The sequence below is a fragment of the Agrococcus sp. AC640b genome (assembly GCF_979255995.1).
Map to the genome: position 1 here is coordinate 167,695 of NZ_CEEDMM010000043.1, position 12,127 is coordinate 179,821.

General features: G+C 72.6%; 8 protein-coding genes and 1 tRNA gene. 5 read left to right on the plus strand and 4 right to left on the minus strand.

Translation table 11 applies throughout. The annotated features are described in order from the left end of the window. Window positions 1-70: 70 nt before the first annotated feature. Together ACZ6H8_RS14740 and ACZ6H8_RS14745 are read left to right on the plus strand one after the other, a co-directional pair. A complete protein-coding gene (locus ACZ6H8_RS14740) occupies window positions 71-1,441 on the plus strand; it encodes a cystathionine beta-synthase (protein WP_464147667.1) in 1,371 nt (456 codons plus the stop codon). Next, entirely contained in the window at window positions 1,438-2,583 is a 1,146-nt protein-coding gene (locus ACZ6H8_RS14745) for a cystathionine gamma-synthase (RefSeq protein WP_464147668.1), read from the plus strand. The genes ACZ6H8_RS14740 and ACZ6H8_RS14745 overlap by 4 nt, the downstream gene beginning before the upstream one ends. A 52-nt stretch (window positions 2,584-2,635) precedes the next feature. On the opposite strand, the gene ACZ6H8_RS14750 is transcribed toward ACZ6H8_RS14745, so the two are convergent. Together ACZ6H8_RS14750 and ACZ6H8_RS14755 are read right to left on the minus strand one after the other, a co-directional pair. Continuing rightward, window positions 2,636-3,571, minus strand: coding sequence for a hypothetical protein (locus tag ACZ6H8_RS14750; protein ID WP_464147669.1), 936 nt, complete (start codon window positions 3,569-3,571; stop codon window positions 2,636-2,638). Between the two features lie 152 nt (window positions 3,572-3,723). Next, window positions 3,724-5,082 carry an MFS transporter gene (locus ACZ6H8_RS14755; protein WP_464147670.1) on the minus strand — a complete coding sequence of 453 codons (1,359 nt, stop codon included), beginning with the start codon at window positions 5,080-5,082 and terminating at the stop codon, window positions 3,724-3,726. A gap of 192 nt (window positions 5,083-5,274) precedes the next feature. Between ACZ6H8_RS14755 and ACZ6H8_RS14760 the strand changes: the two genes are divergently transcribed. Beyond that, the gene (locus ACZ6H8_RS14760) at window positions 5,275-6,453 is read left to right on the plus strand and encodes an amidohydrolase (RefSeq protein WP_464147671.1); all 1,179 of its coding nucleotides are present in this window, start codon (window positions 5,275-5,277) and stop codon (window positions 6,451-6,453) included. Next, entirely contained in the window at window positions 6,450-7,679 is a 1,230-nt protein-coding gene (locus ACZ6H8_RS14765; RefSeq protein ID WP_464147672.1) for a multidrug effflux MFS transporter, read from the plus strand. Before ACZ6H8_RS14760 ends, ACZ6H8_RS14765 begins: the two co-directional genes overlap by 4 nt. Here the strand turns inward: ACZ6H8_RS14765 and ACZ6H8_RS14770 are convergent. Continuing rightward, a complete protein-coding gene (locus tag ACZ6H8_RS14770) occupies window positions 7,669-9,957 on the minus strand; it encodes a hypothetical protein (protein WP_464147673.1) in 2,289 nt (762 codons plus the stop codon). The genes ACZ6H8_RS14765 and ACZ6H8_RS14770 overlap by 11 nt on opposite strands. A gap of 273 nt (window positions 9,958-10,230) precedes the next feature. Between ACZ6H8_RS14770 and ACZ6H8_RS14775 the strand changes: the two genes are divergently transcribed. Then, window positions 10,231-11,976 carry a helicase HerA-like domain-containing protein gene (locus ACZ6H8_RS14775; protein ID WP_464147674.1) on the plus strand — a complete coding sequence of 582 codons (1,746 nt, stop codon included), beginning with the start codon at window positions 10,231-10,233 and terminating at the stop codon, window positions 11,974-11,976. Between the two features lie 52 nt (window positions 11,977-12,028). On the opposite strand, the gene ACZ6H8_RS14780 is transcribed toward ACZ6H8_RS14775, so the two are convergent. Beyond that, window positions 12,029-12,116 (minus strand) — tRNA-Ser (locus ACZ6H8_RS14780). Between the last annotated feature and the right edge of the window lie 11 nt (window positions 12,117-12,127).

Sequence of the window (12,127 nt, forward strand, 5' to 3'; positions counted from 1 at the left end):
GGACGCCTCCGTCATCACCCGTCGCACACGCACCCGCCGCGATAGCGTGGACGGTCTAGGAAGGGGAGCCATGCGCTTCGCAGAGACCATCCTCGACACCATCGGGGACACGCCGCTCGTTCGGCTCAACCACGTCACGGCGGGGCTCGCGGCGACCGTGCTCGCGAAGGTCGAGTTCCTGAACCCCGGCGGCTCGGTGAAGGACCGCATCGCGCAGTCGATGATCGACGACGCCGAGCGTCGCGGCGCCCTGCAGCCAGGAGGCACGATCGTCGAGCCGACGAGCGGCAACACGGGCGTCGGTCTCGCGCTCGTCGCGCAGCAGCGCGGCTACCGCTGCGTCTTCGTCTGCCCAGACAAGGTCTCGGACGACAAGCGCGCGACCCTGCGCGCGTACGGCGCCGAGGTCGTCGTGACGCCGACGTCCGTGCCGCCGGACAGCCCCGAGTCGTACTACGGCGTCGCGAACCGGCTCACGGAGGAGATCGAGGGCGCGTTCCAGCCGAACCAGTTCTTCAACCCCGCGGCGCCGGCAGCGCACGAGGCGACGACGGGTCCGGAGATCTGGCGCGACACCGACGGCCGCATCACCCACCTCGTCGCAGGCGTCGGTACCGGCGGCACCATCACCGGCACGGCGCGCTTCCTCAAGCGCGTCTCCGGCGGTGCCGTGCAGGTCGTCGGCGCCGACCCCGAGGGGTCCATCTACTCGGGCGGCACCGGACGCCCCTACCTCGTCGAGGGCGTCGGCGAGGACATGATGCCCGGCAACTACGACCCGTCGGTCATCGACGAGATCGTCGCCGTCGACGATGCCGCATCGTTCGCGATGACGCGCAGGCTCGCCCGCGAGGAGGGGCTGCTCGTCGGCGGGTCGAGCGGCATGGCCGTCGTCGTCGCACTGCAGGTGGCGCGCACGCTGCCCGCCGACGCCGTCGTCGTCGTCGTGCTGCCCGACTCCGGTCGCGGCTACCTGCAGAAGGTCTACTCCGACGCGTGGATGCGATCCCACGGCTTCGCCGACCCCGCCGAGGGCACGACGGTGCGCGACGTGCTCACGGCCAAGGACGGCGCCGCTCCCGCGCTCGTGCACGCGCATCCCACCGACACCGTGCACGACGCGATCGAGATCATGCGCGAGTACGGCGTCAGCCAGCTGCCGGTGCTGCGCGCAGAGCCGCCCGTCGTGCTCGGCGAGGTCGCAGGATCCGTCGACGAGCGCCAGCTGCTCGACGCCGTGTTCGCAGGCGGCGCGCGCCTTGGCGACTCCGTCGGCGATCACGTCGGCCCCCAGCTGCCGCGGATCGGCGCCGGCGAGAGCGCCGACGACCTGCGCGCCGCGCTGCGCGACGCCGACGCGATCCTCGTCCTCGACGAGGCGCGCCCCATCGGCGTCGTCACGCGCGCCGACCTGCTCACGTACCTCTCGAAGGAGGCATGATGCCCGGGTTCTCCACGAGGGCCATCCACGACGGCCAGCCGTTCGACCCGCGCACCGGCGCGGTCGTGCCTCCCGTCTTCCTCACGTCGACGTTCGTGCAGACGCACGTCGGCGGGTTCCGCGACGGCTACGAGTACGCGCGCGGCGGCAATCCCTCGCGCGACCAGCTGCAGGAGCAGCTCTCGTCGCTCGAGGGCGGCACCCACGCGTTCGCCTTCGGCTCGGGCCTCGCGGCCGAGGACTCGCTGCTGCGCGCCGTGCTGCGCCCCGACGACCACATCCTCATGGCGAACGACGTCTACGGCGGCACGCACCGCCTCGTCGACCAGGTGTGGGCGCCGTGGGGCATCGAGCTGTCGACGACCGACTTCGCCGACCTCGACGCCGTGCGCGCCGCGATCCGTCCGACGACGAAGGTGCTGTGGGTCGAGACGCCCTCGAACCCGCTCATGAAGATCACCGACCTCGCGGCGCTCGCCGAGATCGGGCACGCGGCCGGCGCGATCGTCGTCGCCGACAACACGTTCGCGTCGCCGTTCCTGCAGCAGCCGCTGTCGCTCGGCGCCGACGTCGTCGTGCATTCGACGACGAAGTACGTCGGCGGGCACTCCGACCTCGTCGGCGGCGCCGTCGTGACGGCGGATGCCGAGCTCGCCGAGCGCGTGGGCTTCATGCAGTTCGCGGTCGGGGCCATCAACTCGCCCTTCGACGCGTGGCTGACGACGCGATCGCTGAAGACGCTCGCGGTGCGCATGGAGCGGCACTCGGCCAACGCGCAGGCGGTGGCCGAGGCGCTCGTGGGGCATCCGGCGCTCGAGGCCGTGCACTACCCGGGCCTGCTGACGCATCCCGGCCACGAGATCGCGGCGCGGCAGATGTCGGGCTTCGGCGGCATGGTGTCGATCCAGCTGCGCGGTGGCGCCGAGCAGGCGTTCGAGGTCGTCAAGCGCACCGAGCTGTTCCAGCTCGCGGAGTCGCTCGGCGGGGTCGAGAGCCTCATCTGCTACCCCTCCGAGATGACCCACGCATCGGTGAAGGGCACCGAGCTCGCCGTGCCGACGAACCTGCTGCGCCTGTCGGTCGGCATCGAGGATGCCGCCGACCTCATCGCCGACATCGAGCACGCCCTCCGCCCGGCCTGACCCGACTTCTGAGGTTTTCGGCCCAATCTGACACCAGATTGGGCCGAAAACCTCAGAACGGTCGGACGGGAGGCGGTGGAGGCGTGGCAAGGAGCGCTCCGATGTCGGCAGCGAGTCGCTCCGGGTGCTCGAGGGTCGCGTGGGTGACGTGCACGACTCGCCACCCGGCCGCACGGAGACGGCCGTCGCGCATGACGTCCCGCTGCCACTGACGCCGGTCCGCGCGATGGCCGTCGCCGTCGTACTCGATCGCGATGCGCTCCGTTCGATAGAGCAGGTCGGCGCGCGCGACGAGCACCTCGTCGATCCAGATCTCCCCGTTGATCTCCGGCTCCGGCAGGCCCGCGTCGACGAGCGCGAGGCGGGTCGGCGTCTCCATCGGGGACTCGACGCCCGCCCTGGCGAGAGGAGCCGCGAGTCGCAGCCTGCCGATCCCCGGCATGCCGCTCCAGGATGCGACAGCGCGCTCGATGTCGGCACGCAGCGCGAAGGGCCGTGCGCCACGAAGGCCCGGGTAGTTGTCGGCAGCCGTGACGAGCGCGTCGGCCATCATCACCAGTGCAGGCACGTCGAGCGTGCGACCCAGCAGGAGCCAGGTCAGGACGGGATCGGTGACGGGCACGCCAGCGACCTCGACACCGCGAATGCGGCTCCGCGCGATCGCGCGACTCGTCACACCCCGCGTCGACGGCCGGTAGGCGCCCTCCGGGACGAGGACCTGGATGCCTTCCGGTGCCCCGACGGGCAGGGGGAGCCCATGGATGCGCGCGGCCGATGCCTCGGAGATCCACTGCTCGGGCCGCAGTCTCGGCGCGTACATCTGCGCGAGCTCGATCGGGTCCCGTGGTCGCTCCAGCGATCGGACGCCCCAGAACGGGCGGTGCAGCGAGCCGTGCCGCAGCACCTTCTGCGAGATGCCCGCTCGCTGTGCGCGGCCGACGCCGATGGCACCGGGCTCGTCGAGCTCGGGTATCTCATCCTCACGCATCGCTGCAGCATCCCTGCACCGACCCGAGGTGCGAGTCCGCTCCCGCCCACCTGTGGACGAGCAGAGGCTGTGGAGACAGACCTTTTGAGGTTTTCGGCCCAATCTGGCATCAGATTGGGCCGAAAACCTCAGGAGTTGAGTCAGGAGTTGGGTCAGGAGAGGGGCTGGTTGCGCTGCTCGGGGAGGAGGAAGGCCGCAGCCGCCCCCAGCACGAACGCCGCCGCGAACACCGCGAACAGCAGCGGGGTGCCGCCGAGCATCACGAGCGGCGGCACGATGAGCGGCGCGATGATCGACGCGATGCGGCCGAAGCCCGCCGCAGCACCCGTGCCCGTGCCCCGCACCGACGTCGGGTACAGCTCGGGCCCGATCGCGTACAGCGCACCCCACGCGCCCAGGTTGCAGAACGACAGCGCGCACCCGGCCGCGATGATCTGCCAGTCCGCCGACGCGAACCCGTAGCACGCCGCCGCGACCGCCGATCCGCCGAGGAACAGCGCGAGCGTCGTGCGCCGCCCGATGACCTCGACGAGCCACGCCGCCACCGCGTAGCCGGGCAGCTGCGCGAGCGTGATGACGAGCGTGAACTGGAACGAGCGCACGAGGTCGAAGCCCTGCGCGACCAGCAGCGACGGGATCCAGATGAACGCGCCGTAGTACGACAGGTTGATGCAGAACCAGACGATCCACAGCCCCGCCGTGCGTCGACGCATCGCCGGGCTCCAGATCGACTGCGCCGCCTCCGCCGCGCGCGGTGCCGCAGGCGGCAGCTCGACGCGCGCATCGCCGGCGGCAGCCTCGAAGTCGCGCACGATCCGCTCGGCCTCGTCGACGCGGCCGCGCGACTCGAGGAATCGCACCGACTCCGGCAGCCCCATGCGCACGACGACGGCGTAGAGCGTCGGCACGATGCCGACGGCGAGCGCCCAGCGCCACCCGTCGTCCGACAGCGGGATGACGAACGTGCCGATGGCCGCCGCGGCGATCCACCCCACTGCCCAGAACGACTCGAGCCAGACGACGACGCGGGCGCGGATGCGGCGCGGCGCGAACTCCGACACGAGCGTCGACGCGACGGGCAGCTCGGCACCGAGCCCGAGCCCGATGACGAAGCGCAGCGCGATGAGCATCGCGACGCCCGTCGACAGCGCGGCAGCGCCCGTGGCGATGCCGTAGACGAGCAGCGTGACCGCGAACACCTGACGGCGGCCGAGCCGGTCGGCGAGGAGCCCGCCGAGCGTCGCACCGATCGCCATGCCGACGAAGCCGATGGAGCCGATCCACCCGAGCGTCGTGCCGTCGAGCTGCCACTGCACGGCGAGCGCGGCCATGACGAACGAGATGAGACCGACGTCCATCGCGTCGAGCGCCCAGCCGATGCCGGAGCCGACCAGCAGCCTGCCGTGCCTGCGCGTGAACGGCAGCCGGTCGAGCCGCTCGGTGCGCGACAGCGAGGCCGTCGGGGTCGACGACGTCGACGCGGCGGCGGATGCGGATGCGTGCTCTGGCATGCGAGCGCCTGTCTGTGCGGGCGTCGGCGTGCGGTGCACGACGCCTGGATGCGAGGTCGATCCACCCTAGACCGGGCCCGCGCGGCGACGCCGAGGATGGCGCGGGCGAGCCATCGGGGGACTCGCAGTGCCCCGCGCGGCGTCGGTGGACGGTCGTAGGCTGGAGGCACCGCCACGAAACCGAGGAGCATCATGCTGCGCGCCGTCGTCAACGCCCACGTCATCCCCGTCGAGGGTGACCCGTTCGACGGCACCATCGTCATCCGCGACGGCCGCATCGAGGCGCTCGGCGCCGACGTGCAGGTGCCGGAGGGTGCAGAGACGATCGACGTGCAGGGCGCGCAGGTGACGCCGGGGCTCGTCGACGCGCACGTGCACCTGGGCGTGCACCCCGAGGGCGACGGCAGCGGCGCGAGCGACACGAACGAGATGACGGGCGTGAACCAGGCCGCGGTGCGCACGATCGACGCGATCGACCCGTTCGACGAGGGCTTCGACGTCGCGCTGGCGGGCGGCGTGACCACCGTGAACGTCAACCCGGGCTCCGGCAACCCCATCGGCGGCCTCGCGACGACGCTGCACACGCACGGCCGCATCGTCGACCGCATGGTGCTGCGCGAGCCCGCCGGGCTCAAGTCGGCGCTCGGCGAGAACCCGAAGCGCGTCTACGGCGAGCGCAAGCAGACGCCCTCGACGCGACTGGGCACGGCGAAGGTCATCCGCGAGGCGTTCGTCGCCGCGCAGAACTACCTGCGCAAGCACGCCGACCCGGACTCGACCGCCGACCTCGACCTCACGCACGAGGCGATCGCGAAGGTGCTGCGCCGCGAGATCCCGTGGCGGCAGCACGCGCACCGAGCCGACGACATCGTCACGGCCGTGCGCATCGCCGAGGAGTTCGGCTACGACCTGGTCATCGACCACGGCACCGAGGCGCACGTCGTGGCCGACCTGCTCGCCGAGCGCGGCATCCCCGTGCTGATCGGGCCGCTGTTCACGACGAAGTCGAAGATGGAGCTGCGTGGTCGCTCGATCGCGAACCCGGGCCTGCTCGCGAAGGCGGGCGTCGAGATCTCGATCATCACCGACCACCCCGTCATCCCGATCTCGTTCCTCGTGCACCAGGCCTCGCTCGCCGTCCGCGAGGGTCTCGATCGCGAGACGGCGCTGCGCTCGATCACGATCAACCCGTCGAAGGTGCTCGGCGTCGCCGGCGAGGTGGGCTCGCTCGAGGTCGGCAAGCGCGCCGACGTCGTCGTGTGGGATGGCGACTGGATGGACCCCATGGCCCGCCCCTCGCTCGTGCTCATCGATGGCGCAGAGGTCTACCGCCGCGAGGCCGGCGTCGAGACGATCGCTCCCCGCTCGTGACGGCCGTCACGCATCCGGGAGACCTCCTCACGCGCCGCAGGCGCGTCGGCACGATCGTCGTCCTCGGGCTCCTGACGGCGCTCGGTCCGTTCACGATCGACCTGTACCTGCCCGCCTTCCCCGTGCTCGCCGACGACCTGTCGGCCACGGACGGGCAGGTGCAGCTGACGCTCGCGGCGACGACGCTCGGGTTCGCGCTCGGGCAGCTGCTGCTGGGCCCGTTGAGCGACCGTCTCGGGCGTCGGTGGCCGCTCGTGGCGACGTCGTCGCTGCACGTGCTGACGTCGATCGGGATCGCGGTCGCACCCGACATCGAGGTGCTCACGGTGCTGCGGGTGCTGCAGGGCGTGGGTGCCGCGGGCGGTGCCGTCGTGGCGATGGCGATGGTGCGCGACCTCTTCTCGGGCCGTCCGCTCGTGCGCAACCTGTCGCGGCTCGCGCTCATCATGGGCCTCGCGCCCATCCTCGCCCCCGTCATCGGCTCGTGGCTGCTCGAGGTCACGCAGTGGCGCGGCATCTTCTGGGTGCTCGCGATCTACGGCGCCGGCGTCATCCTGCTGGTGTCGACGCTGCTGCGCGAGACGCTGCCGCCCGAGCGTCGACTGCGCATGGGAGGCGCGGGCACGCTCGCGAGCTACCGCCGCGTGCTCGGCGATCGCCGGTTCATCGGCGTCGCGATCATCGGCTCGTCCGGCTTCGCGGGCATCTTCTCGTACCTGTCGACGTCGCCGTTGCTGCTGCAGGACGTCTACGGCCTCAGCGCGACGGAGTTCGGCGGCGTGTTCGCGCTGTGCTCCGTCGGCGTCTTCGTGGGCGTGCAGTCGGCGTCGCGGCTCGCGACGCGCTTCGGCCCGCAGTGGGTGCTCGCGGGATCGACGGCGGGCATGGTGGTCGCGGGCATCGCCATGCTGGTGCTCGATCGCTCCGGCGCCGGCCTCGCCGGGTTCATCCCTGCGATGGCGGCCTTCACCCTGTCGTTCGGCCTGACGATGCCGTGCGTGCAGGTGCTGGCCCTCGCCGAGCACGGCAGCGAGGCTGGCACGGCGGCCTCGCTCATCGGCGCGTCGAACATGCTGCTCGCGAGCGTCGTGGGTGGCGTGCTCGGCGGCTTCGCGGTGCACGACGCGGTGCCGATGGGCTCGGTGATGCTGGGCGGGGGCGTGCTGGCGACGCTGAGCCTGTGGCTGCTCGTGCGGCCGCGGACGGTGCCCGCGCTCAGCGACTGACCGCGAGCCCGTCGCGGTCGGGGATGCCGAGCTCGGACATCACGGCCCGCGAACGGGTGCGGACGGTGCCCAGCGGCAGGTCGAGCAGCTGCGAGATCTGCAGGTCGGTGAGTCCAGCGCTCGCGAGGCCGAGGATGTCGCGATCGATCCACGATCGGCTGCCTCGGAGGGCGCGGCGCGATGCGACGAGGCTCGCCTCGAGGCCGTCGGCGAGGCGGGCGGCCGCTGCGTCGCCGCCGAGGCTGGCGGAGGCGTCGAGCAGGAGTCGGGTGAGCGCGGCGTGCCGTGCCGAGACGATGCCGGCTGCGGCGTCGACGAGCGCACCCGCATCCTGCATCCTGCCTGCGGATGCGAGCGCGTGCAGCGCGCGCAGCACGGGGGAGAGTCGCCGCTGGTCGATGTCGGAGATGTCCGGCACCGCATCGCCGAGACGCGCGTGGAGCGCGGCGGCGGCGACGCGCAGGGGCACGTGGGCAGGCACGCCGGCGTCGGCGAGGGCTGCGACGCGGCCGAGCGCGGCCCGAGCGGCGGTGCCGGAGACGTGCTCGGCGGATGCCACGATCTCGGCGACGTGGCCGGAGACCACGAGCGTCGTGGCCCCTGCTGCGTCGAGCACGGCCTCGGGGCCTCGGTGGAGCGCGTCGATCGCGGCGAGCGCGACCCTTCGCGGTCCTTCGTCCGGCAGCTCGAGGAGCATGGTCTCGGCGACGCGAGCGTGCTCGGGGAGCCCGTCCTCGGCGATGCGCGACAGCAGTCCGTAGGCGATGGCGGCCGTGTCGTCGGTGGTGGCGGCGATCTCGACGATGCGGTCGAGTGCGGAGTCGAGCAGCGGCAGGGGTGGCAGTGCGATGGCGCGGGCCGCCATGCGCGTCTCGGCGATCGCGCGTCCGGCCGCGGCGAGCATCGTGCGCGTCCAGTCCTGCACGTGCCCGACGACGCCGTGCACGCCGTCGGCGGCGATGAGCACGCCTTCGGCGTCGCCGCGGAACGCGGCGTCGGTCGCGAGGATGCCGTAGGCGCGCACGCTCACGAGCGGGTCGCCGCCGACGAGCGCAGCCTGCGCGGCGAGCGCGACGGTGGCGTGGTCGCCGACGTCGAGTGCCGCCTGGGCGCGTGCGAGCTCGCCGATGCGACGCAGTCGTGCTCCGGCCTCGGCGTGCGGCGGCAGCAGGTGGGCGAGCTCGTGACCCGAGACGTCGGGTGCGAGCACGGAGGCGGTGATCGTGAAGGCGACGAGCCTCGTCGAGAAGTCGTCGAAGCCGGCGGCGTGGGCGTCGCGCAGCAGCGGTGCGGCGACCGCGGTCTCGCCGTCGGCGATCGCGGCGAGCATCGTCGGCAGCGTGTCCGGGTCGAGCTCGCGTGCGACGGCGGCGGCATCGGCTGCGCAGGTGGCGAGGGTTCGGCCGACGAGCGTGCAGGCGGCGATCGCCGCGATGCGTGCTCTCGTGGCGGGGGAGGCGGCGACGATGCCGCGCTCGATGGCCGCGTGGGCGGCGATGTACTCGCTGGCGGTGCCCGCGTCGCGTCGCGACCATCCCTGCACGATGTCGGCGAGCATGCGGATGCTGCGGTCGTCGGGACGCTGCGCGAGGGGGGTGCGAAGGATGGCGGGCACGACGAGCGCGCCTGCGATCTCGTCGACGATGCCGACGTGGAGCAGCGCGTCGACGACGTCGCGTCCGAGGTGCTCGACGGCGCGGGTCGCGCGCACGCCGGGGATGGCGGCGATGGCTTCGGCGGCGCCGCGCAGCTCGGGTTCGAGCGCGCGGACGATGGCTGCCGCTGCGCTGGCCCCTCGGCGGGGGCGCTCGGGGCGGAGTCGGTCGTCGAGGAGCGCTGCGGCGAGCAGCGGGTAGCCGCGGGACTGCGCGTGGATGATGCTGCGGCCGATGGCGCCGAGCCAGTCGGGTCGTAGCCCTGCGCGGGCGAGCCGGTCGTCGGCGAGGCGGTCGAACTGCCTGCGGGTGAGGCGGCCGAGGCGCACGACCATGACGCCGCACTCGTCGGCCTCGGTGAGGCTGATGGGTCGGCGGGTGTCGAGGGAGTCGTCGTCGGAGAGCACGGTGTGCAGGTCGCCGTCGGGTCCGGCGGTGCGCAGCGGCAGGAACGCGATCGCGCCCGCGCCCGGCGTGCGCAGCACGGTGTGGGTCACGCGACGTCGTACGGCCTCGGAGCCCAGCAGCGGGTGTCCGACGAGCACGACGCGCCTGCCTGCGTCGACCGCGTCGAGGATGCGCGTGCAGTCGTCATGCCGCCCGAGTGGGTCCACCGTGCGCATGCCTGCTCCCGTCACGTGCGCTCGCTCGACGAGGTCGATGGTCGTGCTGCGTCAGGGTCGTCGACGCATCGCTCCCAGCTCTCGCCAGCCGAAGAATCTTCGACAGGGGCAGGATACCCCGGTCGCCGTCTTCAGCCCGTCGAACGCTGCAGGCCTTCGCAGGTGGGGTACAACGTCGACGGCGCTCGGGCTCGTCGCTCGTGCCCCCGCGCGCGCGGCGTCCGTGCTCGACGAGTGCGTGCGCACGCGCGATCCGCGCGACAGGATGGGGACATGAGCGACGAGCTGGAGGCCGCGCGCAAGGCGGTCGAGGATGCGAGACGAGCGCAGGCCGAGGCCGAGGAGCGCCTTCGTGAGATGGAGTCGAGCGCAGCGGCGTCGCCTGCGGCGACCGTGGCTGCCGCCGCCGAGCACATGTCGGCCGCTCCGTCGCCCACCGCGCCGGGCCCGCTGTCGGCCGAGGCCGTCGCCGCCGTGCGTGCGGCCTACGCGTTCGAGGGTGCGGCGCTCGAGCTCGGCGCGCTCGTCAACGGCGAGGCCGACCCGTCGACCCCCATCCGCATCCCGCTGGCGATGCTCGGCCGCCACGGACTCGTCGCCGGCGCGACGGGCACGGGCAAGACGAAGACCCTGCAGGTGCTCGTCGAGCAGCTGTCGGCGGCGGGCGTGCCCGTGTTCGCGGCCGACATCAAGGGCGACCTCTCGGGCATCGCGACGCCCGGCGCGTCGAGCCCGAGGCTCGTCGAGCGCACCGCGGGGATCGGGCAGGACTGGCAGCCGCTCGCCGCGCCCGTCGAGTTCTACTCGCTCGGTGGCGCCGGCATCGGCGTGCCCATCCGCGCGACCGTGACGGGCTTCGGTCCCACGATGCTCTCGAAGGTGCTCAGCCTCAACGACACGCAGGAGTCGAGCCTCGGCATCCTGTTCGCCTACGCCGACCGGCAGGGCCTGCCGCTGCTCGACCTCAAGGACATCCGCGAGCTGCTGCTGTGGCTCACGAGCGACGAGGGCAAGGGAGAGCTGCGCGAGCTCGGCGGCATCTCGCCGCAGACCGCGGGCGTCATCCTGCGCGAGCTGACCGCGTTCGCGCAGGCCGGCGCCGAGCAGTTCTTCGGCGAGCCCGAGATCGACGTCGCCGAGCTGCTGCGCACGACGCCGGACGGCCGCGGCATCGTGAGCCTGCTCGAGGTGCCCGGCGTCGCCGACCGCCCCGAGCTCTTCTCCACCTTCCTCATGTGGCTGCTCGCCGAGCTCTTCGAGACGCTGCCAGAGGTCGGCGACCCCGAGCGGCCGCGGCTCGTGTTCTTCTTCGACGAGGCGCATCTGCTCTTCGCGGACGCCTCGAAGGCGTTCCTCTCCGCCATCACGCAGACCGTGCGCCTCATCCGCTCGAAGGGCGTGGGCATCGTGTTCGTGACGCAGACGCCGAAGGACGTGCCCTCCGACGTGCTCGCGCAGCTCGGCTCGCGCGTGCAGCATCAGCTGCGCGCGCACACCCCCGACGACGAGAAGGCGCTGCGCGCCACGGTGCGCACGTACCCGAAGAGCGAGTACGACCTGCAGCAGGTGCTCACGAGCCTCGGCACCGGCGAGGCGATCGTCACCGTCATGGACGAGCGCGGTGCGCCCACGCCGGTCGCCTGGACGCGGCTGCGGGCGCCGCAGGGGTCGATGGATCCGACGCCGGAGCAGCAGATGCGCGAAGCGGTCGCGGCGTCGCCGTTGCAGGCGCGCTACGGCACCGCCGTCGACGGGGAGTCGGCGTACGAGATCCTCGCGCGGCGCCTGGAGGCGACCGCTGCGGAGTCGTCGAGGGCGGCTGCCGAGGCGGCGGCGGCCGAGGAGGCGAAGCAGCGCGAGGCGGAGGCGCGCAGGCTCGAGCGCGAGGCGGCCAGCAACCGGAAGGCCTCAGAGCGCGCTGCACGCGACAACCCCGTCGTGCAGGCCATCCGCTCCCGCACGGGCCAGACCGTCATCCGCGAGATCGTGCGGGGCATCTTCGGCACGAGACGACGCTGACGCGGGAACGACGATGCGCGGCGACCCGAGGGCCGCCGCGCATCGCGACATCTGGCGGAGGATGGGGGATTCGAACCCCCGAGGGCTTGCACCCAACACGCTTTCCAAGCGTGCGCCATAGGCCACTAGGCGAATCCTCCAGCTGGCCGCG